This window comes from Cohnella baijiui (genome assembly GCF_020731285.1).
In the GTDB taxonomy this organism is placed as follows: domain Bacteria; phylum Bacillota; class Bacilli; order Paenibacillales; family Paenibacillaceae; genus Cohnella.
On the sequence record NZ_JAJFOW010000021.1, the window covers coordinates 1 to 22,284 of the forward strand.

Sequence of the window (22,284 nt, forward strand, 5' to 3'; positions counted from 1 at the left end):
TTCCGCACAACTCGGCGCGATCGCAGCGCAGCAGCCCGGAGTTATGCGGATTTTCCGCACAACTCGGCGTGATCGCAGCGCAGCAGCCCGGAGTTATGCGGATTTTCCGCACAACTCGGCGCGATCGCAGCGCAGCAGCCCGGAGTTATGCGGATTTTCTGCATAACTCGGCGCGGCCTCCACGAAACGCACGCCACCGCCTGACCGCCCCCATCCAAATTCCAAAAAGCTCCCCCACCTGACGCGGTCCGCCCGGACTGCGTTTTTCTTTGCTTTTGATGACGTTAGCGCTGCAGGATTGTGCTATTCTAGGATTAATTTAGATGATAAGAGGTTTATGCCGTTGAAGGTGGCTGAAATCCCCCTGTTTCAGGGGCTTACGAATATGGAATTGGCGAAGGTGCTGGGTCGCCTGGAAAAGCGGACGCTGCTCGCGGACGAGCTGCTGTTCCGCCAAGGGGAGCCGGGGGACAGCATGTTTATCGTGCTGCACGGGCAAATCGCGCTCTACCTGGATGCGGAAGGCGGGGGCCGCCGGGAGCTGGCTCGCCTGCACGCCGGAGACACGTTCGGCGAGATGGCGCTGCTCACCGGAGAGCCTCGCTCAGCTGCGGCGGTGGCGTCCGCCAAAACCGTCCTCTACGAGATCGGAACGGAGGCGATCCAGGAACTGATCGAAGAGCATGCGTCGCTGTCCGCCTACTTTATCCGTCTGCTGTCGGGACGCGCTGCTCGGCGTGCTGTCGTTCATCGCGGGCGGGCTCGTCGCACCGCTCGTCGGCATCGGCGGCAATACGACGGCGGTACCCATGGGCATCGTCATCGCCGTCGCGGATATCGGCGCCGTGATCGTATATGCGCTCATGGTCGGCCGCCGGGGGCGCACGGCGAACGAGCGGGCAGCCTAATCTTGGGATTAGAAGAACGACCCTCCCTAGAGGTATAATCGACTAGACGGAGTTGTCGGACTTTTCTCAGTCATACAGAATGAATAAGTTTTACACCATCCATTTCCGTATGACCTCCGATAAAAACGTGTCGCCGTCCGGGAAGACGGCAAGCCGTTTTTACTTGAGACGAAAGGCGGCGAAGATGGAGACTGCATACGCAACGACGAATCCCCCGATCGGCAGCGGGCGGCCCGGACGGCCGTCCGGACTTGCGCGGTTGTTCGCCGGGACAGGCAGACATTCGATCGCGGTTCTCGCCGGCTGCCTGATCGCCTGCGGGCTGTCCGCCGCAGTCGTGGCCGCCGGGGCGCCGACCGGCCTCGGCCGCGCGTTCGACGCGTGGTCGGCCGCAGCGATCAGCGCGGTAGGTCTGGCGCTGTCCGCGGTTTTTGTAACGTGGCTGCTCTCGCTTTTCCGGCGCCCGCTGCCCGGTACGGCGATCGGCGGCACGCTCTATACGGCCGTGCTGGTCTACTTCCTGCTCTACTTGAACGGCTTGGGCGTCGTCGCGTCGCTCGTGTTTTCAGCCGGCTATACGATGCTCGCGTCCGCGCTCGGCTTCTGCGTCGGCATCGCGATCGACCGTCGGAGAGGTTGGCGGGCCAGGGGAGCGGCGCTCGCGGCGCTGGGGCTCCTCGTCTCGTTCGCCGTTTATGCGGGAACGGCGGCTCGCGGCGAGGAGCCTCTGCCGACGTTGAACGCGGCGGACCTGCCGGCCGATCTGCCCGCCGTCCCCGATCCGTCGGTCCCGGGGAACTACGCGTTCGATATTTTTGCTTACGGGAGCGGCGCCGACAAGCATCGAACCGTTTTCGGCAAAGGGGCGGCCTTGCGCTCGGACCCGGTCGACGCGTCGGCCTATATCCCGGCTTGGCCGTTGCTGCGGCGATGGTTCTGGGGGTTCGACGCCCACCGGCTGCCGCTGAACGGACGGGTTTGGATGCCTCAGGGGGACGGCCCGTTCCCGCTCGCGCTCATCGTCCATGGCAACCACGCGATGGAGGACTTCTCGGACGCGGGATACGCCTATTTGGGCGAACAGCTCGCGAGCCGGGGATACATCGTCGTCTCGGTGGACGAGAACTTCTTGAACTACTCGACCTGGTCCGGCATCCCGGAGCAGGATATGAAGGCGAGAGCCTGGCTGCTGCTCCGCCACATCGGCCAGCTGCAAGCGTTCGCGGCCGAACCCGGTGCGCCGTTTTACGGCAAGATCGACTTCGACCGCGTGGCCTTGATCGGCCATTCGCGAGGCGGGCAGGCGGTGGCGATGGCGGCGGATCGGGCGCGCTGGTTCGCGGACGATCCGGATCTTCCGGCGGCCGGCACCTACCGCGTGCGGGCGGTGGCGGCGCTGGCGCCGACGGACACGGAGGTGGACGGGGCGCAAGCCGAGATCTCCGATATTTCGTACCTGACGCTCCAAGGGGCCAGCGACGCGGACGTGAACAATTTCTACGGCGAGCGGCAGTTCTCACGTGTCTCGTTCACCGGCGCGGCGACCGGGGCGCTCAAGGCCTCGCTCTACATCGCCGACGCCAACCACGGCCAATTTAATTCGGATTGGGGCGCCACGGACAGCGCTTGGCCGGCGGGGCTGTTTCTGCGCAAGCCGAGCTTGAGCGGATCGGATCAGGAAAAGATCGCCAAAGCATACGTGACCGCGTTTCTGGAAACGGTTGTCCGGGGCGACGACGCGTACCGGGATCTGCTCCGCGACTACCGGGCGGGCCGGGGGTTCCTGCCGGATACCCGTTATTTTAACCGCTACGAGGATGCCGGATTCAGCCCCATCGTGCGGTTCGACGAAGCGGCGAGCGCGGGCCGGCCGGCGCCGGAGGTGGTTGCCGAGGGGGCAGGCTTCCAACGGTGGGAGCTGACCGAGGCGCTCGATCGGCAGCGATATGGCAAAGGGACCAAAGGCACGGCGCTGGAATGGTCCGAAGACGGCGGCACGTACGCCATCGAAGCCGACAAGGGTGCGGCTTTCGAGATGCCGGATCTTGCGTCGGCCGACCAGGCGGCCCTCGTCTTTTCGATGGCCGACCTGTCCCGGGAGTTGGAGGAGCCTGCGGAGTCGGCAGCGGCGCCGCTTGACGTGCGGATTCGGCTGGAGGATGCCGACGGCGTCGAAGTCACGCTTCCGCTCGATGCTTTCATGTCTCCCGAACCGCTGCCGGAGACGTCGTTTACCTGGTCGGCCTGGCTGGCGGAACAAATGGAGGACGGCAAATACGAGGAGTCCGTGGAGCCCGTCTTCCAGACATACGCGCTTCCGCTTCAAGCCTTCCTGGAGGAAGATGCCTCTTTTTCTCCCGACGCCATTCGCAAGATCTCGTTCCTCTTCGCGGGCGGGCCGGGCGCCGCGATGCTGGGCGACATCGGGATCGCCGCGTCGGCGGGATGACGGCAGCAATAGAGAGGAGCCTCCGGCAAAAGGGGCTCCTTTCGTTTGTTTCTTATTCGATTCTCCGATTGACAGCTTCCCGAACGGCGCTTATACTGTGCATGTAATAGCACAGTTTATCCGGCATAGACGCAATGTCATTGCTTCATTCTAAAAGGGCGGCTTCGGCGTTTAACTATGCAATATTTTAGCATAGTTAAACGTTTGCGAAGTAAAATCCCTTATCCTACATCCCTGGGAGGGAAACCCATGTCCGTCACTTCTCTGGAAACGATTCAAGACTACCGGACCGTCGTACGCGAGCGCCATTCCGTCCGGCATTACGATCCGAACTGGCAAATTTCCCAAGCCGAGCTCATGGAAATTTTGGCCGAAGCTTCCTTGGCGCCGTCGAGCAGCAATACGCAATCCTGGCGGTTCTTCGTCTTTCACGACAAGGAGCTGAAACAAAGGCTGCTCCCGATCGCCAATAACCAGCAGCAGGTCGTCGACGCATCCGCCACGGTCGCCGTCCTCGGCGATATCGAAGGCTACAAGCGGATCGGCGACATCAACGACATCGCCGTGGCAAAAGAATATATGACGCCGGAATTCGCCGAGCAATTCACGGCGAATTCGCTGAAGCTGTACGGGGGCTTGCCTCCCGAAGTGCTTACGCGCATCTCGCTGGTCGACGGCGGCCTCGTCAGCATGCAGCTCATGCTTTCCGCCAAGGCAAGAGGCTACGACACGGTGCCGATGGGCGGCTTCAACGCCGCCAAGCTCGTCGAGGAATTCAACATTCCTTCGAACCTGGTACCGGTCATGCTGATCGCGATCGGCAGAGCGGCCACACCGGGCCGCAAGACCTCCCGCCTGCCGATCGAGCAGGTCACGTTCTGGAACGGCGAAGGCCTGTAAGCCGCGTCGCTTCTCGCGCCTAGCCTCCGTTTTTACCTTATAGCCGTCCCCACATGCCGCTGTGCGGCAGGGGGCGGCTATTTGGCGTTTTAAGCGTTTGTTAAGCGGAAATTGGGAGAATGGAAGACAGCTTAAGAGATAGAACGGAGTGAAGGGCATGCGGGGCACGGTGGTGATCGCGGACGATGCGGCGTTCATGAGGGCTTTTCTGAGAGATCTGCTGCAATCGAACGGCTACGAGGTGGTGGCCGAAGCGGCGAACGGACTCGAGGCGGTGCAGTTGTACAAGGTTCATCGTCCGGACGTAGTGACGATGGATCTGACGATGCCGATCATGGACGGTCTCGCGGCACTGAGGGAGATTCGGTCGATCGATCCGGCGGCCAAAGTCGTCGTCTGTTCCGCGATGGGCAACCAGCACCTCGTTGTCGAGGCCATCCAAGCCGGCGCGCGCGACTATATGGTCAAGCCGTTTCAGCGCGAGCGGCTGCTGGAATCGATGCGATTGCTGATCCATGCGTGAACCTGGGAGGAAGCGGAAAATGATTTCGCTACCCCCTGCGCGCCGTTCGATTTACAATAGATCATAGACTTCCGAAACCGGTAAACGGGTAGGGTGAAAACAAGTTGAGGCTGCCGAAGATCATCCGATCCGCTTTGTCCGATCGCTTCCTTCTGCTGCTGGGCGCGGGCATGGCCCTCGCGCTGGCTTTGGTATATGGGGTCGGCGGCTTCCCTTCGTCGTCGCCGGTCGCGCGTCAAGGCGCACTCGACTTGTCGGGGTGGGATCTGGCCGTTCAGGGATCGGTGAAGCTAAACGGGGAGTGGACCTTCTATCCGGGGCGGCTGCTCGAGCCGATGGACTTTGCGCGGGGGGCGCCGTCCGGCCAAGTCTATCTGCAAGTTCCCGGCACCTGGGACGGCAAGCAGATGAGCGGGAGGGGCTACGGCACCTATCGGCTCGAAATCCGCCTCCGGCCGACCGACCGCCTGCTGGCGCTCCACAAGCAGGTGATCCGTTTCGCCGACCGGATTTACGTCAATGGCAAGCTGCTGTCGGAGTCGGGACGGCCGGGCACGAGCCGGGCGGCGTACGAACCCGGCAATACGCCCGCGACCGTCGCCTTCTACGTGCCGGACGACCGGATCGAGCTCGTCGTTCAGACCGCAAACTACGACTATCCGAGCGGCGGCATTGCGCTGCCGATCAGCTTCGGACTCGAGTCGGACTTGCAGTGGGCCCGCCAGTCTCAGTCCATCCTGGAGTGGGCGGGCGTCGTCGTGCTGCTGCTGTTTTCGATTTTTTTCCTATCGCTGCACGTCTTTTTTCAGCGGGACAGCGCGTTTGTGCTGTTCGGCGGCTTTTTCTTTTGCTTTTCCGTGATGCTGCTCTTCAACGGGCAGCGCATGTTCATGGAGCTCGTGCCGGAGTTCCCGTTCGAGTGGCGGTACAAGATCAAGGATCTGTCCCTCTTTTTGACGCTGCCGTTCCTCTACGGCTTCACGGCGACGATCTATTCTACGCGCGCTTGGCGCGTCGCGTTGGGTTGGCCTGCCGCGGTCATTTGCGCCTACTGCGCTTTGATCCTGGTTTCGCCCTACCGCGTCTATTCTTGGCTGTTCGTGCCGGCGACGGCGCTTTACGCGTGCTGCATGGCTGGGATGACTTTGCTGGTACTCGGCGCTTACGCGGCCGGGCGCTATGGACGGATCGACAAGCGGGAGCTCCAGTTCTACATCATGGCGCTCTGCTGCCTGATCCTGACGACCTTGAATTCGGCGTTCCGCAACCGGGGAGACGGGACGTTCCTCTCGCAGTCCCTATCCGACGCGTTCGTCCTGCTGTTCGTGCTGTTTACGACGTTGATGCTGGCGTACCGTTATTTTCAGACCTACGCTGCGATGGTGAAGCTGACGGAGCGCCTGCAGGCCGCCGATCAGCTGAAGGACGACTTTTTGCTCCGGACTTCGCATGAGCTCAACACGCCGCTGCATGGCATCATGAACCTGTCGCAGGCGATGCTGGAAGCGCCGGGCGTGCCGCCCCCGGAGCGCGCGGAAAGGGACAAGCTGCAGGCGATTCGCAATACGGCCTACCGTATGTCGAACCTCGTAAACGACATTATCGACCTTGCGCGGATCAAGGACGGACGTCTGGAGGTGGCCCACAAAACGGTGGACCTCGCGACCTGCGCCGCGATCGGCTTCGAGGTGTGCGGATTTCTGGCGCGGGAGAAAGGAATCCGTCTCGACAACCGGATCCAGGCGGAAGCCCGGTATGCGACGGCGGACGAAAACCGGCTCATGCAGGTGCTGTCCTCGCTGCTGGACCGGAGCCTGCGCCTGCCGAATCTGACGTCGGTCGCCGTCGAGAGCGAGCGGTCGAACAACGGGATCTTGCTCGCCATGACCGCTTTCGGCTCCGCGGAAGCCGCTCCTGCCGAAGAGGAGCTCTTCGGCGCCGGGATCGCCGTCGCCCGCGAGCTCGTCCGGGAAATGGGAGGCAGTCTGAAGGCGGAACCCTGGAGCCGGACCGGCGAGCTGCGCTTCGCCATGGAGCTGCCCGCCGCCCCCGATCCGGCGACGGATGCGCCCGCCGGGGCACGCGCGGCGGCAGGCTCCGCGGAGGCCGCGGCGTCCGCCGAATCGGAGAGCAGGCTGCCGAATAGCGGCGCTTATAGCTATACGGTGCTGGTCGTCGACGGAGAACTCGTGCATACGGAGCTCGTGGTCGGTCTGCTCGCCCGGGAAGGGTACCGCGTCTTGACCGCCCATACCGGCGAAGAAGCGCTGCGCATCGTGGCGCAACCGGACCGTCCGGACATCGTGCTATTGGACGTTCTGCTCCCCGGCGGGCAGAGCTACGAGATCAGCCGCCGGATCCGGCGCCGCTTCAGCCCGATCGATCTGCCGCTGCTGTTCGTCACGGGCCGCAGCACGCCGGCCGACGTGGAGGCGGGGCTGGCGGCGGGCGGCAACGACTTTCTCAAGAAGCCGATCGATCCCGGCGAAGTGCGGGTCCGCATCCGCACGTTGCTGGCCATGAAGCGGCTGGCGAAGGAGGCGGCGCAGAGCGAGATGGCGTTCCTCCAATCGCAGATCAAGCCCCATTTCCTGTACAACGCCTTGGGCACCATCATGTCGCTGTGTTATACGGACGGGCCGCGCGCGGGCGAGCTGCTCTCGGTGCTGAGCAAGTATTTGCGCATCATTTTCCACGAGGATCACAAGGAGGACCGCGTCCTGCTCAGCAAGGAAATGGAGCTCGTTCGCGCCTATGTCGATATCGAGCAGGCCCGCTTCGGCCAGCGGCTTCGCATCGTCTTCGACGTAGACGAGGCGCTGCTTGGCTGCCGGATCCTCCCCCTCACCGTTCAACCGCTTGTCGAGAACGCCATCCGGCACGGCGTCGCCAAGAAGGTGAGCGGCGGGCAGGTGAAGCTGACCGTCCGCCGGCAGGAGAAGGACGTAGTCATCGTGGTGGAAGACGACGGCATCGGCATGACCCGGCGGGAGATCGAGGAACTGACCGGCGCGGACCGTTCGCAGGGCGGCGTCGGATTCGCCAACATCATGAAGCGGCTCGCCAATCAGACCGGGGACAAGCCGCTCGTCGAGAGCGAGCCGGGACGCGGCACGCGCGTAACGATCAAGCTTCCCTATACCGAATCGGCAGAGCACCCAGACGGAGGAGATTGAAATGATACGGGCTTACTTGGCGGACGACGAAGAACATGCCTTGAACCTGCTCGAGCTGCTGCTCGGGCGGACGGGCGAAGTAGAAGTGGTGGGGCGCTGCGGCAACGGCTTGGACGCCTTCGGCGAGATCGGCAGGCTGCAGCCCGACGTCGCCTTCCTCGACATCGAAATGCCGGGCATGAACGGAGTCGAGCTGGCGGAGAAGCTCGGATCGCATTATCCGGACGTGCAGATCGTGTTCGTGACCGCTTACGACCGTTATGCAATCTCGGCGTTTGAACGGGATGCGGTGGACTACCTGCTAAAGCCGCTGGAGATGGAGCGTCTTTTGCGGACGGTGCAGCGCGTGAAAAGGGAGGTCGTGCGACTGCAGGCCGCGCTGTCCTGGATCGAAGCATCCGAGGGCGGCGACGCGCGGGAGAAGGAGCGAGCGCCCAAGCCTCAGCTGTATGTGCAGCTGCTCGGAGAGACGCAGGTCCTGATCGGGGACCGGGACAGGCTCAAGTGGCGCACGGCTAAGGAGAAGGAGTTGTTCGCCTATCTCGTCGTCCATCACGGGCAGCGGATTCACCGCGACGTGCTGCTTGATGAGCTGTGGCCGGAAGAAAACTATCAGAAAGCCAAGGTTTACCTGCATACGTGCGTCAGCTACCTGCGCAAGGATCTGAGGCAATGGGGGGTGGAATCGGCCGTGATCTACGAGGACGAGAAGTACTGCCTGGGACCGGATTTGTCCGGGTCCGACTATCAGTCGCTGCGGTATGCGCTGCACGCGGCCCGCGCGGCGGAGGAGCTGCCGTCGGCGGAGCTGGCGAAGGTTCTCGCGCTGTATACGGGGCCGCTGCTGCGGGACGAGGACTACCATTGGGCCGAGCGGGAAGTCCGCCAGCTGGAGACGACGATGGAGACGCTGCGGCTGCAGCTGGGGCATCTGTACGAGCAGGAGGGCGCTTATGCCCAAATGACGGAAACCGCGCGGGAACTGCTGGCCCAGTCGCCGTACAACGAAGAGGCCTACCGCCTGCTCATGCGCGGCTATGCGGGCAGCGGCAAGCGCGACGAAGTGTTCCGCGCCTACGAAGAGATGACCGAGCGTCTCCGGGAGTTGAGCGTGAGCCCGTCCGAGGTGTCGCGTCGGCTCTACCGGGAGCTGACGGAAACCGGGTGAGGCACCGGCGGCGCTTTTTCCCGTTCTCCGGGCAAAAGAAAAAACCTGGAGCGATCCAGGGTTAAGGCAGTTATGGCCGGTGGTCTTCGGCCTCTTGCAAAAGCGTCTCTAAATGAGACCGTAAACGAGGGTCTTCCGCTTCGGCTGTCTGCAGGTGTGCTGTGAAAATAAAGTGTTGGACTGAAAAATAAAGTATCAGACCGTGAAAATAAAGCTGTAGACTGGCAGCCGGCATTACGCTAACGGGAGGATAGTTTAAGATCATTCGAGGTGAACCGTATCATAAGTAAGGGCAAGTTTTTTGCAGGTCTTTCGCTTGTTGCTAAACAGCCAATGAAACAAGGAGCCCGTTTGGAGGCTCCTTGTTTCCGTTATTTTTGATATTCGTTTCGAAGGATACTCACCAGAATGCGATCATACTGATGACCATCTCTCAGCACAGATTCCGCATCGTACCTTCTACTTGGAAACCGACTTTTTGGTAGGCACGGATCGCACTTTTGTTGTAACTGATGACATCCAGTCCGATTCGATGTAAGTTCAATTCGTTAAATCCATACCTTAGGATCAATTGCAACGCATCCGTGCCGTAGCCCTTTGTTTGTCATGGTCATTATTCGGAAACTATGCCTGAATATTTTGCGATACGAATAATTCACATCACTTTTGGACATGTTTTGATGAATGTAACCAAATTGTTATTCATAATGGAGGCATCCATAATGAGAATCAGACAAATCATTTTGCACACTCGTCAATTTGAGGCAATGAAGTCTTTTTACGGTTCCCTACTGGGACTGGAAACGCGTGAGGACAACCCTTGGAACGTTTTGTTCCGAGTCGGACGGTCGACGCTAACCTTACAGGAAAGCTCTCCCCAAGAAAATCCGTACTATCACGTAGCTTTCACCATCCCGACGAACAAGTTTGCCGATGCGAAGCAATGGTTGAAAGAACGGGGCATCACGTTATTTTCCAAGGATGGGAAAGACGAATTTCCGTTTGAAAGCTGGAATGCGACTGCCCTTTACTTTTACGATCCCGACGAAAATTTGATCGAGTTTATCGCTCATCATTCGCTGGACAATGCGACGGATGAAGCTTTTGGACCGAAGCATTTACTGTGGATCAGCGAAATCGGACTTCCTGTCGATGATGTTCCGGAAGCGGTTGGGAAGCTCGCCGCCGCGTTTCAGATAGACTTATGGGGAGGAGACGGAAAGCAATTCGCGCCGCTCGGAGATGCGAAAGGATTGCTAATCTTGGTGGATAGGCGCCGACCTTGGTTCCCGGATGGACGAACGCCGAGTGTGTTCGAAACCAAGGTATCGATAGAAGCAATGAATTCAGCAGCTGCTGTAGTCCTTCAAAATGGCTTATATGAAGTTCAAGGCTCATAATTAATACCGCTTTATTTTTACGAATTAAGTACTGTTTTTTCGTTAAAAAAGCCAATAAGCCATTTCGTTAATTGTTGATGGGAGCTGCTAATAAATCGATCGGCACAGTACACTAACTCCAGATGACGCACAGGCGTTGGCCCTGTAATAGGGATAATAGCAATATCCGATCGTTCCGAATGTTGTCTGAGCAATCCTTTAGGCTGAATAGTAGCCCCTACGCCGGCAGAAACCAATTGCAGCAACGAAGCGGCTGAACTGGTCTCCATAACCGTAGTTAATTCTAAACCTTCATTTATGCAAACTTTATCAACCAAATCACGACCCAAAAAGCCTTTCGGATACATAACTAAGGAATGATGCTCCAATTCTTGCAGTTTGATTTCCTTCCTCTTAGCGAGCTCGCTTGCTGAATTAACGAATAGATGATACGGTTCCGATCCAAGCGGAACTTGTATTAATCTCTTATCGGGCGGACCTTGTAAACCGATCCCGATATCGACATTATGGTTAAGCACTTCTTCTTGTATGTGTATTGTGGAGAAGGCTTGCAGCTTGATGCCCGGATACTTCAACTTAAACTGAACGAACAGAGGAACGAGCTGAAAATCCAAATCAGAGGGCAGGACTGCTAGCCGTACAGTACCTCGATCCCCGGATAGAAGCTCTATGATAGCATTCTTGGCGTCCAGTTCTGCTTGCAACATCTTCTCTCCATACATTCGCAGAAGATTGCCGGCTTCCGTTGCGACAACCTTTTTACCAATGCGATCAAAGAGAGGCGTGCCGAACTCCGCTTCAAGAATACGAATTTGCTGGCTTAATGTAGGCTGCGAGATTCCAAGCTCTTCGGCAGCTTTCGTAAAATGAAGATGCTTATAAACGGCCATAAAATACTGTATATTTCGAGTGTCCATGCAGCGACTCCTTCACTTCAATAGTATTTTACTATCATAATAATAGAAACTATAGCATTGATCAATGGAACTTGGATTAATATACTGAATATGTGATTCACAGATAAGATAGAAGGGGGCAGCAAAGATGAAAAAGTTTTATTTATTATTAGCTATATTTATTGCGGCATTGAATCTAAGACCGATTATTACATCTGTTGCTCCTTTACTTGGTACCTTGCGAAGCGATCTGGGAATGAGCGGCCTAACGGCAAGTCTGCTGACTACATTTCCTGTACTGTGCATGGGGCTTTTTGCTCCTGTGGCAACCGCACTGAGTGATCGACTAGGCCTTGAGCGTACTGTTTTTACCGCATTATTGCTCATTACAGGGGCAACCGCCTTGCGGGGGATCGTTAGCTCAGTCACGATATTGGTTGTAAGTGCCCTGGTTGGCGGGATCGGGATCAGCTTGGCAGGTCCACTGCTGTCCGGATTTATTAAAAAGTATTTCCCAACAAAGCCCGGTATAGTAAGCATTTATTCCGCTTCCATGACCGTCGGGGCAGCAATCGCTTCCGTATTTTCTATTCCTATATATAATCGAAGTAATCAGAGCCTAGCGTTGACCCTGTCATGCTGGGCAATTCTAGGCGTTATTGCGTTATTCGTTTGGTCGGTTTTTCTTCGAAACAGAGCTAATAAAGAAAGCTTAGTACGTTCTAAGCTTCCAATCCGTAATAAAAGAGCTATTCTTTTAACTTTATTTTTTGGATTAATGGCAAGTATGTTTTATTCCGTTACGGCATGGATTTCACCGATTGCGCACAGCTTCGGGTACAGCGCAGCAAGTTCGGCTATGTTCCTTACCATTTTTACCATTATTCAAATTCCTGTGTCTTTAACGATCCCCGGACTTGTTGCCAAATTTGGAAAACGGAGGTTTTTCCTGATCTTTTGCAGCGTGTCTGAGTTTATAGGAATGGTCATCTTACTACTCCACCTACCCATGTTGCCGGCTGTAATATTTTTGGGGATTGGGGCAGGAGGATTATTCCCGCTTGCGCTTATGCTGCCAATTGTTGAGACGAATACATCAGAGGAAGCCGGGGCATGGTCGGCTATGTCTCAATGCGGCGGTTACATCATAGGTGCGATGGGTCCATTATTAATTGGAGCGATTTATGATCACAGTGGAACCTTTAATGCTGCGCTTCTCGCCATGCTTGTAATTATTGTTGCAATGATTGGAGTACAGTTGCTCATCACCGGTCGTAAGGCTGAAGTTCAAACGTGCTGAATTTCCAAGTCAAAGCCGGTAAAAGTCGGCAACCTTTCGCTTAATATCTTTGCAATTTATACAAAAGACATGACAGATTGGTACAATAATAATTGTTGAAATTGGTTCTTCAACCAGTCCGCTCTTTTGCTTATTTTTTATTAAAAGATAAAATTTTTGAGAGGAGAAAATCATATGTATATACCTACGCATTTTAAAATTACGGATACATCAACTGCCTACAAGATTATGAGAGAAAATAGTTTTGCTACTTTGTTTTCTCAACATGATGGGACACCATATGCTACCCATTTGCCATTAATTCTCGATAAAAATCATATGTACCTATTCGGGCATTTTGCTCGTCCAAATCCTCAATGGAAAGATATTAGGAATCAAATTGTGTTAGCAGTTTTTCATGGTCCTCATTGTTATATCTCTCCTTCTTGGTATGAGACGGATAAGGCAGCTCCAACATGGAACTATGTGACCGTTCACGTATACGGGGAAGTCGAACTTATAGAAGACGAAAATGAGTTGATGGTTTCCTTTAATGATATGGTATTGAAATACGAAACCCCTAATAGTTCCTACAGGTTGCAGGATGTAGACCCTGACTTTCTAAGTGATTTGAATAAAGGAGTTCAGGGCTTTAAAATGAAAATAAACAGAATAGAAGGGAAAGCAAAGTTAAGCCAAAATCATCCAATACAACGACAGGAATTGATTATTCAACAGCTAGAGAAAATCGAAAATACAGACGAGCAAAAAATCTCCTTTCTTATGAAACAAAATCTTAGGTCATTATGCTAACGCCCTCGATCCCAATTACGTAGATGTGCAGGTTGTTTGGTAATTGTACGCGCAGGAGCCGTTCTTCCGAGCCGGCGAGGTCGCTGTCGACAATTTCAATCGGTAACCTCAACTGAGGAAAATACCAGTGCCGCAAGTCGTGATACTGCTGAAATCCCAATTCCCGCAAAATATCTAAAGCGTCAGCCCGACCCCTAAGTACAAGGTCCACGTCTTTGGTCGTATAAAAGCCTTGAGTGTAGGTTTCAATGGCATGTCCGCCAACGATAATCGGCCGGATTCCTTCGGCTTCGAATACGGCAGTAAGATATCCAACAGCCATGAGATTGCGCTCAAAGTCGGACACTTGCAAAGCAGGCAAAGCAATCAAAGCTTCATTAACGCTTGCTCGTAAGTTGCCATTGGCGGCCATGCTGCACCAGCTCTCCCGACTCCAACTTGGCCTGAATTAAATCACGATTCGCTCGCAGCAGCAGACGAAGTTCGATGGGATCGCGTGTCGGTGAGTTCACGGCGCTTTTAGACAGCAAGCTCGGGACGATGGGCTTGGGAGCTAGCAAATCGGCGAGAGCAATCGTACGCAGCACTGGGCCCCTTTCGCAACCGATTTTCTTCATCACCATAACCGGTATGAGGAGTCCATTTCCCCGATGGCCCTCCGCGTTCACCCCGCCCGAAGCGCTTGGCCGCATCGGCCGCAGTATCGCGCGTCGGGCGGGGAGAGCGTCCCGCAAGCCTCGCAAGCCAGTTCGCCCCCCGCTTCGCCGGCAGCCGCCCGGTCGGTCGCAAGCGCCGGGTTCAACGCCGCGAGCGAACGCAGCTCCTCTCTCGCCCCGGAGCGAAGCAGCAGCAGGAGGAGTCCGATGCCCGCGGCCCCGACGACCGCCATGCCTGCGACCCGCCAGCCTCCGCCCGGAAAACGGAAATCCCAGAGCGCATGCAGCGCCACGCTCGCCGCGAGCAGCCCCGCCGCCCGGAGCAGGCGCGGGGCACCGGACGCCCCCCGCCCGAAGGCGTGCCAGACGCCGACGGCGGCGATCGCGGTCCAGGTGCCATGACCGAAAGGGGACAGCAGCGCGCGCAGCCAGAGCACGGCCAGCATGCCGCCGGTTGCCCCGGTTTGCAGATGCGTCCAGCCGTACAAGATGCTCTCGACGGCGGCGAAGCCCATCCCGACGGCCGCACCGAACACGACGGCGTCCATCCGAAAGCGCTGGCGCCGGCTTCGCAGAAACAAGAGGCAGACGAGCAGCTTGGCCGCTTCTTCGATGATGGAGACCGCGAGCGGAATGCGGAAGTCGTCCATCCCCAATCCGTCCGAACCGCCCCCGCCGCCGACGAGCCATTGCCGTTCCGCAAACCAGGCGATCGGCACCGCGACAGCCCCCGATGCCAGAAAAGCGCCGGCCAGCCGAATCGACCGGAACCCGAGCAGTTGGGCGCTTCTCGCGTAGGCAACGAACGAGACGGGGCCGGCCGATCCGCCGATCAGCAGGGCGGCGACGATCCAGATCGTCTGCTGCAGCCAGGCCGCAAGCGCGGTAAAGACCGCGAACAGCCCGCCCATCGCGAGCAGGAGGTCGATCCAGCGTTCGCGCTTCGGCAGCCGGAGACGCTTTGCTTCGGGCACCGTCTTGCCGGAGGTAGTCGCGTGCTCCTCCGGGGTCAGCCACCGGGCTTCGGCTGAGGAAACCAGATCCGGTCTGCGGATGCGAAGCGTCTCCAGAAACTGCCGTTTGACCGGCGGATACTGCAAGAGCACGAAGCGGAATTCTTCCTTCCCCATCGTCAGCAGCTCCCCGTCCTCCATTGCGGCGACCGTGCCGGCCCGGGGGGCATCCGCGAGCAAGGCGATTTCACCAAAATAGTCTCCAGGGCCGAGCACGGCCGCCCGTCTGCCGTTCGCGCGGACCTCGAAGCGGCCGCTCGCGATCATGAAGAACCGGTCCGGCGCCTCGCTTTCCCGGACGACGACCTCTCCCGCCTTCGCCCGGCGGCGCACCGTGATCTCCGCCAGCCCCCGCAGCTCCGAGTCGGGGATGGCGGACCAGATCGAGCCTTTGCTGAGCATGCCGTGAAGCTGGCGGATGTTCGCCGAATACGTCAGGCTTTCGTGAAACAAGGGGCTCACCGACGAGAGGCGTTCGAACCCCGCCCGATCCAGCCGCAGCGCGTCGACGGGGCTAGACGCCGTGATGCTCGCGGTGCGGCGTTCGGTCCGCAAGAGCGCGATTTCGCCGATCAGTTCTCCAGGCCCGAGCTTCGCCAACTCGACGATTCGGCCGATCAGGCTGCGCGAAGTTACCCGTACCCAGCCAGATACGAGAAAGTAACAGGTGTCGCCGGGCTCGCCTTCCGTCAGGATTCGCTCGCCTTCGGCGTACCTGACGCGCGTCATGGCCCCGGCCGCCGCTTCGAGCTCCGGCTCCGGGACGCCGCGAAGCAGCGGGTGCCCTCGCAGATAATCCAGGGTGGTGGAGATGGGGGTCGTCATGTCCGCATCCGCGCCTCTCTATAGAGTGGAAAAGGAACCCGCCTCGGCAGGTTCCTTTCTCGTTGGCCGTTTGTTCAAACCAGTCACCCGTTTACCGCATGTTGCCGATGATGCTGCTGCGGCTGTCCTGCATTTTCTGAATGAAGTTCGTCATGATGTCGAAAGCTTCGTTGCGTTTGTTCGTCAACGACTGCAGTCGGAGCATATCCATCTGCTGGCTGTTGCCTAGACTGTCGAGCTTGCTCTTCAGCGCTTGGATGAAGCCGTCCAGCTGACTCGCGTCGTACGAGCGGTTGGAGGCGTTCGCGGCGACGCCCGCGGCGTTCAGGCGCGTTTGCTGGTCGGCCGTGAGCACGTAGGGCGATTTGCCTCCCCGCAGCAGATTCAGCTCGCTCAGCAGCAGGTTGAGCTTGGCGATTTCATCGTTGCGCGCCTGGACATCCTTCAGTTGCTGGGTGAGCTGCTGATCCACCAGCTGCGCGCGCTGGCTTTGAACGGCAGCCAGGGCGGTCTCGATATCCATGGAGCTCAACTGGACGGCCGAGATTCCTCCCAAGCCGACGCCGCCTACGGCGTTTTGCGTCGTCTGCTGTCCCAACGCCTCTTTGACCGAATCGTATGCCTGATTATTCAGCATGATCGCGACGCCGACCGCCACTCCGACCACTAGCGCGCCTACCATGCCGAGCACGGATTTTCTACTCAATCTGTTTGTCCTCCCCCGACATATTCAACTCCCTTAACTATAATCCCCGCAAGCAATTTATGGCAATAAAAAGCTGACGAAAGGCGGGGCAGGGGGCAGCGAGGGGGAAAAGAGACGCGTTTAATGGATCAGGCCGCTCTCCTGCGCTTTGCGGACCATGCCGGCGGCGGCCCGGTTGATGGGGCGCTTCAGCGCCAGTCCGACGACGAGCGCGATCGCGACGTAGACGGCCATGTACAGAAGGTCCCGCCGGACGATGTCCCACAGGATGCCGCCCACCGCCTCCCGCATCATGGAGATGGCATAGGTGAAGGGCAGGTACGGATGGATCGCTTGGAAAAAGGGCGGCGTCACCTGCACCGGAAACGTCCCGCCCGCGCCGGCCAGCTGCAACACGAGCAGGACGATGGCCATCGCTTTCCCGACGTTGCCGAACACCGAGACGAGCGTGTACACCATCAGCATGAACACCGCCGACAGCAGCATGCCGAAGAGCGCGAACCACCCTTTTTCCAGCACGTAAGTCCCCAGCAAGTACATATCGCCCAGCGTGACGCAGACCGACTGGAGCACCGCCAGCGTGCCGAACGTCAGGTAGCGGCCGAAGTAGATCTGCCAACTGCGGTAGTCTGCTCCGGGCTCGTGCACTTCGACCGTCAGCACGGACACGAGCAGCAGCGCGCCGACCCAGAGCGACAGCGTCGTGAAAAAAGGCGACATCGCGGACCCGTAGTTCGGGATCGGATACAGCCGATTTTCCTTGAGCGCGACCGGCGCGGCAAAAAACTCGCTTTCCTTGCGCGCGTCGTGCCGCAGCAGCCGGATGATCTCCCGAAGGTTGTTGGTCTGCTCAAATGACCGGATTTTGGAGGCGATGTCTTTGATTTGACGCTCGACGACAGGTAGATCCTGCCGGATGCGGGCCAGCTCTTTGCCGCCGATCTGCGTGCCTTTGGCGGCGTCGGCCAGCAGCTTGTTCACGTCGGGCAGGGCGGAGACGGCTTCGCCGAGCGCGGCTTGCGCCTTGGCGGCGGTCTGGGCGGCCTTGTCCACCGCCGCAGAGACGCGCGGCGCGATCTCGCTATCGTAGCGGCCGAGCAGATCGCCCAGCGCACCGGCGGCTTGCCCGGACAGCGTGTTCAGCCGGTCCACGAGCGCTTTCGCGGGCTGCTGGCCGCGGCCGGCGGCATCCGCGACCGCGCGTAGCGTCAAGGCTTGCTGCTTGAAGTTCGTCTGCACCTGATTCAGCTTGGAGACGGCCGAAGAGAACCGGCCCGTCCCGCCCGCGAGACGATCGAGCTGGCCGAACAGGGCCGAAATCCGGCCGGCGACCTGACCGGCCGTATCCAGCCGATCCGCCGTTCGGGCGGCGGCCTGCCGGACGGCGTCCAGGTCGGGTTCGGCGGCGGCAAGAAGGCCCGTCACCGCCTGGGCGGCCGTGGCGGTCTGCTGCAGGTACAGCAGATCCTGCTTGATCGCCGGATTCATCTGCGCGAGCGCGGTCTTGCTCGTCTTCAACGCTTCTTCCGCCCGGCCGGCGAGGCTCTGTCCCTCCTTGGCCAGCTGGACGACGGCGGGCAGTTGCTGCTGCGCTTTGCCTACGATGCCGTTCAGCGTTGCCAGATCCGACTGGGCGGTATCGACCGCCTGCCGGATTTGGGGGAACGCCGCCTCCACCTGGAACAGGATCGCCTTGACCTTCTCGATCGTCGGGAGGTTCGCCTCGAGCTCGCTGCCGACCTCGTTAAAGATGCCGAAGATGATGCCGTTCGCCGTCTTGACGAAGTTTGCGCTGACCTCCTCCACGATGCCGCTCGCCCCTTTGGAGGTGATCTTCGGCGCCACGGCGTTGATTTTCTCGTTTACGTAATAGTCGATCTCGGCCTGCTGGGGATTCGCGGCGAGCACGGTGGCGAGCCTCGCGGAGAAGTCTTCGGGAATGAGGATGCTCGCGTAGTAGTCGCCATGCCGGACGCCGCTCATGGCGGTCTTCTCGTCCGTGAACACCCACCCGATCTTGCGGTTGTCCCGGAGGGAGGAGACGATCTCCTTGCCGATGTTGATCGGCTTGCCGCGCAGCGTCGTGCCCTTGTCGTCGTTGACGACGGCCACGGCGAGGCCGCCCGTCTGCGAATAAGGGTCCCAGGACGCCTCGATGTTGAACCAGGCGTACAGCGAGGGCAGGGCGACGAGTCCCAGGATGATGACCGCGGCGGCGGGGTTGGTCGCGATGCGGCGGATGTCTCGGGCATAGATGGCGAACAGCGATCTCATGAGGCCGGGTCTCCTTACCTGAAGCGGGGGTTGTTGGTTATTATCTCTGTACCCAAGCCGGATCATCCCGAACGGGTTCGTTCTTCGCGGCCGCAAGCGGGCGTCGAAAATTGACGTCCTTCCCCGGAGCGCTACAATGAAGAGGAAGAAAGGGCTTTCGAAGGGGACGAGGGGAAATGAAAGGATTGCGGAACGTCGGTCTATTCGCGCACGTCGACGCGGGCAAGACGACGACGACGGAACAGATGCTGTACCGGAGCGGGCGGATTCGCGCGCCCGGCAGCGTAGATGCGGGCACGGCACAGACCGACTGGCTCGAGGTGGAGCGGGCGCGCGGCATCTCGGTGCGCGCGGCGGTGACGCGGTTCGAATGGCGGGACGTCGGCGTCAATCTCGTCGACACGCCCGGCCATGTCGACTTCCTGTCCGAGGTCGAACGCTCGCTGCGGGTCATGGACGGCGCCGTCCTGATCGTTTCGGCGGTCGAAGGGGTGCAGGCTCAGACGGAGGTGATCTGGCAGGCGCTGCGAGAGCTGCGGATTCCTACTTTGATATATGTGAACAAAATGGATCGGATCGGGGCCGATCCGGCGGCGGTGGTCGCGCAGGTGCGCAGGCTGCTGTCGGCGGACGCCGTGCCGGCGCAGGCGCCGCAGGGGGCAGAAGCGACGTTCGCGGGGGCGAGGTCGCTTACGGAGAGCGACGAGGCGCTCGCGGCGGGCGGTCCGTTCGGCACGCTGCTGGCCGAAGCGGTCGCCGAGCGGGACGAGCGGCTCCTCGCGCACTATCTGGAGGAGGGGACGCTGCCGTGCGCAGAGGTATCGGCTGCGTTGACGGCACGCGCGCGCCGGGGCGAGTTGTTCCCGATCCTGTTCGGCGCTTCGGGCAAAGGGATCGGGGTCGGCGCGCTGATGGACGCGATCGTGCACCTGCTCCCGTCGCCCGGAGGCGACCCCGACGCGGACGTGGCCGGTGTCGTCTTCAAACTGGAACGGGACCCGGTCATGGGACGCGTCGCTTACGTGCGGCTTTACGGCGGTACGATACGCAACCGCGACACCGTGCGCAACGCGACGCAGGACACGACGGACAAGGTGACGCAGATCCGCAAGATCGACGGCCGGAAGGCGGAGGACGTCGGCTTGCTCCAGGCGGGCGATATCGCCGCCGTCTGCGGATGGAGCCGGGCGCGGATCGGGGACTTCGTCGGCTCGCCCGCAGGAGTGCCCGGGGAACGCCGGATGGCCGTGCCGCTGCTGACGGTGCAGGCGCATTGGCAAAACGAGGCGGAGTACCCGGCAGTGGTGGCCGCCTTTCAAGAGCTGGCCGACGAAGATCCGCATCTCGATCTCCAGTGGCTGCAGGACGAGCGGGAGCTGCATCTGAAAGTGATGGGGCCGATTCAGACGGAGGTGCTTGCGAGCGTGCTGCAGAGCCGGTTCGGCCTCGCCGTCACCTTCGGCGCGCCGTCCGTTATCTACAAGGAGACGCCGGCAGGGATGGGCGAGGGCTACGTCGCCTATCTCGCACCGAAGCCGTGCTGGGCCATTCTTCGCTTCTCGATCGAGCCGCTGCCGCGGGGAAGCGGTCTCGTATACGCGTCGACCGTGCGCGGGGAGCGTCTGCTCGAAAGCTACCGGAACGAAGTGGCCCGCCGCGTGCCCGAGGCGCTGCAGCAGGGGCTGCGCGGCTGGGAAGTGACCGATCTCAAGGTGACGCTGATCGAAGGCGAGCACCACGTCTGGCACACGCACCCGCTCGACTTCGTCATCGCGACGCCGATGGGGATCATGGACGGCCTCGCCCGCATCGGGACCCGGCTGCTGGAGCCGCTGCTGCGCTTTCGCCTGTCGGTCCCCGAAGAATTCGGCGGCAAAGTGATGAACGAGCTGATCGTCATGCGCGGCGTCTTCGAGACGCCGGTGCTGGCCGGGGAGCGGATGGAGATCGAGGGCGTGCTGCCCGTCGCGACGTCGCTCGATTTTCCGGCGCGTCTCGGTTCGATGACCAAGGGGCGCGGCGTGCTGTCGACCTCCTTCGGCGGCTATCAGGAAAGCCCGCCCGATGTGGACGCCGAGCGAAAGCGCCGGGGCGCGAATCCGCTGGATCAGGCCAGGTACATCCTCGCCGCCCGCAGCGCGCTGTCGGCACAGTAAGGCGGGGAAGCGGCCCTATTTCCGCAATATTGTCTTATTGATTCACAAGATTGTGGCCTATACGCGAGCGGCGGTCGGGCCTACAATGAGACCTGAGGAGAGATGGACATGGAAAATCGCAAGCTTCGCTGGGGAATCGTCGGGGGCGCGAACATCGCGGTGAACGCGGTGATGCCCGCCATCGCGCAAACGGAGCTCGGCGTGCTGGAGGCGGTAGGCAGCCGGGACGCGGCCAAGAGCCGCGAAATCGCGGACAAGTTCGGCATCGCCAAAGCTTACGGCAGCTACGAGGAGCTGCTCGCGGATCCGGCGGTCGACGCCGTATACATTCCGCTGCCGAATCATCTGCACCGGGAATGGGCGATCCGCGCGGCCGAAGCGGGCAAGCACGTGCTCTGCGAAAAGCCGCTGGCGCTGGACGCGCGGGAGGCGCAGGAGATGGCGGACGCTTGCCGCAATGCCGGCGTGCACCTGGCCGAGGCGTTCATGTACCGCCATCATCCGCGGATGCGCAAGATCCGCGAGCTGATCCGCAGCGGCGCCATCGGAGAGCTGCGCGCGATCCGCGGCGCGTTTACGTTCAACAACGCCGGGGATGCGGCCAATATCCGCTACCGCGCCGAATGGGGCGGCGGGGGCTTGTACGACGTCGGCGTATACCCGCTTACCGCGGCCCGCTATCTGTTGGAGCGAGAGCCGGAGGCGGTTACGGTGCAGGCGTTTTTCTCGCCGGGACACGACAACGTCGACATGATGGCGTCGGGACTGGTCGAATTCGCGGGCGGCGTGGCGCTGACGTTCGATTGCGGCATGTGGGCGGACTTCCGGAATTTCGTCGAGATCGTGGGGACGGAAGGGCGCATCGAGATTCCGGAGACGTTTCTGCCGCGGGCGGATTCGCCCGACTATATTTTGCACGCCAAGGGAGAGCGCCGGGAAGAGCCGGCTTCCCGGGTGAATCAGTACGCGCTGCAGGCGGACAGCTTCGCCCGAACGGTATTCGGCGAGGCGCCGGCCTTCGAGCCGGAAGATGCGGTGCTGAACATGAAGCTGATCGACGCCTGCTACCGGTCGGCTAGAGAAAGAACGCGCATTACGCTCTAATCCAGAGAGAGGAATGGGGGACAGATGGCGGTGACTAG

15 protein-coding genes and 3 pseudogenes are annotated in these 22,284 nt (G+C 59.8%); 12 read left to right on the forward strand and 6 right to left on the reverse strand.

Going from position 1 to position 22,284, the window contains the following annotated elements; translation table 11 throughout:
- Positions 1-385 precede the first annotated feature (385 nt).
- The 7 genes and pseudogenes from LKX83_RS18505 to LKX83_RS18535 all read left to right on the forward strand — a co-directional run.
- A pseudogene (locus tag LKX83_RS18505) lies at positions 386-673 on the forward strand (cyclic nucleotide-binding domain-containing protein); the annotation flags it as partial.
- 52 nt (positions 674-725) lie between these two features.
- Positions 726-908 (forward strand): annotated as a pseudogene (locus LKX83_RS18510) (MFS transporter); the annotation flags it as partial.
- Between the two features lie 184 nt (positions 909-1,092).
- Complete coding sequence (locus LKX83_RS34135) at positions 1,093-3,357, forward strand: alpha/beta hydrolase family protein (RefSeq protein ID WP_304518337.1); 2,265 nt, start codon at positions 1,093-1,095, stop codon at positions 3,355-3,357.
- Between the two features lie 249 nt (positions 3,358-3,606).
- On the forward strand, positions 3,607-4,257 hold the full coding sequence (locus LKX83_RS18520) for a nitroreductase family protein (protein WP_227883781.1): 651 nt from the start codon (positions 3,607-3,609) through the stop codon (positions 4,255-4,257).
- A 157-nt stretch (positions 4,258-4,414) separates the two neighbouring features.
- On the forward strand, positions 4,415-4,780 hold the full coding sequence (locus LKX83_RS18525; RefSeq protein WP_227883861.1) for a response regulator: 366 nt from the start codon (positions 4,415-4,417) through the stop codon (positions 4,778-4,780).
- A 104-nt stretch (positions 4,781-4,884) separates the two neighbouring features.
- Positions 4,885-7,956 carry a hybrid sensor histidine kinase/response regulator gene (locus LKX83_RS18530; RefSeq protein ID WP_227883782.1) on the forward strand — a complete coding sequence of 1,024 codons (3,072 nt, stop codon included), beginning with the start codon at positions 4,885-4,887 and terminating at the stop codon, positions 7,954-7,956.
- A 1-nt stretch (position 7,957) separates the two neighbouring features.
- Positions 7,958-9,124, forward strand: a complete 1,167-nt coding sequence (locus LKX83_RS18535; protein WP_227883783.1) for a response regulator — start codon at positions 7,958-7,960, stop codon at positions 9,122-9,124.
- Between the two features lie 371 nt (positions 9,125-9,495).
- Here LKX83_RS18535 and LKX83_RS18540 read toward each other — a convergent pair.
- A pseudogene (locus tag LKX83_RS18540) lies at positions 9,496-9,722 on the reverse strand (GNAT family N-acetyltransferase); the annotation flags it as partial.
- Between the two features lie 124 nt (positions 9,723-9,846).
- Between LKX83_RS18540 and LKX83_RS18545 the strand changes: the two are divergent.
- A complete protein-coding gene (locus LKX83_RS18545) occupies positions 9,847-10,524 on the forward strand; it encodes a VOC family protein (RefSeq protein WP_227883784.1) in 678 nt (225 codons plus the stop codon).
- A 17-nt stretch (positions 10,525-10,541) separates the two neighbouring features.
- Here the strand turns inward: LKX83_RS18545 and LKX83_RS18550 are convergent, their stop codons facing one another.
- Positions 10,542-11,441 carry a LysR family transcriptional regulator gene (locus LKX83_RS18550; protein ID WP_227883785.1) on the reverse strand — a complete coding sequence of 300 codons (900 nt, stop codon included), beginning with the start codon at positions 11,439-11,441 and terminating at the stop codon, positions 10,542-10,544.
- 127 nt (positions 11,442-11,568) lie between these two features.
- On the opposite strand from LKX83_RS18550, the gene LKX83_RS18555 reads away from it, so the two are divergent.
- Together LKX83_RS18555 and LKX83_RS18560 are read left to right on the forward strand one after the other, a co-directional pair.
- On the forward strand, positions 11,569-12,720 hold the full coding sequence (locus tag LKX83_RS18555; protein WP_227883786.1) for an MFS transporter: 1,152 nt from the start codon (positions 11,569-11,571) through the stop codon (positions 12,718-12,720).
- A 174-nt stretch (positions 12,721-12,894) separates the two neighbouring features.
- Positions 12,895-13,512 carry an FMN-binding negative transcriptional regulator gene (locus LKX83_RS18560; RefSeq protein WP_227883787.1) on the forward strand — a complete coding sequence of 206 codons (618 nt, stop codon included), beginning with the start codon at positions 12,895-12,897 and terminating at the stop codon, positions 13,510-13,512.
- Here LKX83_RS18560 and LKX83_RS18565 read toward each other — a convergent pair.
- The 4 genes from LKX83_RS18565 to LKX83_RS18580 all read right to left on the reverse strand — a co-directional run bounded on the left by LKX83_RS18565 (position 13,496) and on the right by LKX83_RS18580 (position 18,986).
- On the reverse strand, positions 13,496-13,924 hold the full coding sequence (locus LKX83_RS18565) for a nucleotidyltransferase family protein (protein ID WP_227883788.1): 429 nt from the start codon (positions 13,922-13,924) through the stop codon (positions 13,496-13,498). The genes LKX83_RS18560 and LKX83_RS18565 overlap by 17 nt on opposite strands.
- Positions 13,925-14,176: 252 nt before the next feature.
- The gene (locus LKX83_RS18570) at positions 14,177-16,006 is read right to left on the reverse strand and encodes a cyclic nucleotide-binding domain-containing protein (RefSeq protein ID WP_227883789.1); all 1,830 of its coding nucleotides are present in this window, start codon (positions 16,004-16,006) and stop codon (positions 14,177-14,179) included.
- Positions 16,007-16,097: 91 nt separating this feature from the next.
- Positions 16,098-16,712, reverse strand: a complete 615-nt coding sequence (locus tag LKX83_RS18575; protein WP_227883790.1) for a hypothetical protein — start codon at positions 16,710-16,712, stop codon at positions 16,098-16,100.
- Between the two features lie 120 nt (positions 16,713-16,832).
- Entirely contained in the window at positions 16,833-18,986 is a 2,154-nt protein-coding gene (locus LKX83_RS18580) for a YhgE/Pip domain-containing protein (RefSeq protein WP_227883791.1), read from the reverse strand.
- Between the two features lie 176 nt (positions 18,987-19,162).
- Here LKX83_RS18580 and LKX83_RS18585 point away from each other — a divergent pair, with 176 nt between their 5' ends.
- Positions 19,163-21,142: an elongation factor G gene (locus tag LKX83_RS18585; protein ID WP_227883792.1), complete on the forward strand. Its 1,980-nt coding sequence runs from the start codon at positions 19,163-19,165 to the stop codon at positions 21,140-21,142.
- 108 nt (positions 21,143-21,250) lie between these two features.
- A complete protein-coding gene (locus tag LKX83_RS18590; RefSeq protein ID WP_227883793.1) occupies positions 21,251-22,246 on the forward strand; it encodes a Gfo/Idh/MocA family protein in 996 nt (331 codons plus the stop codon).
- The last annotated feature ends 38 nt before the right edge of the window (positions 22,247-22,284 follow it).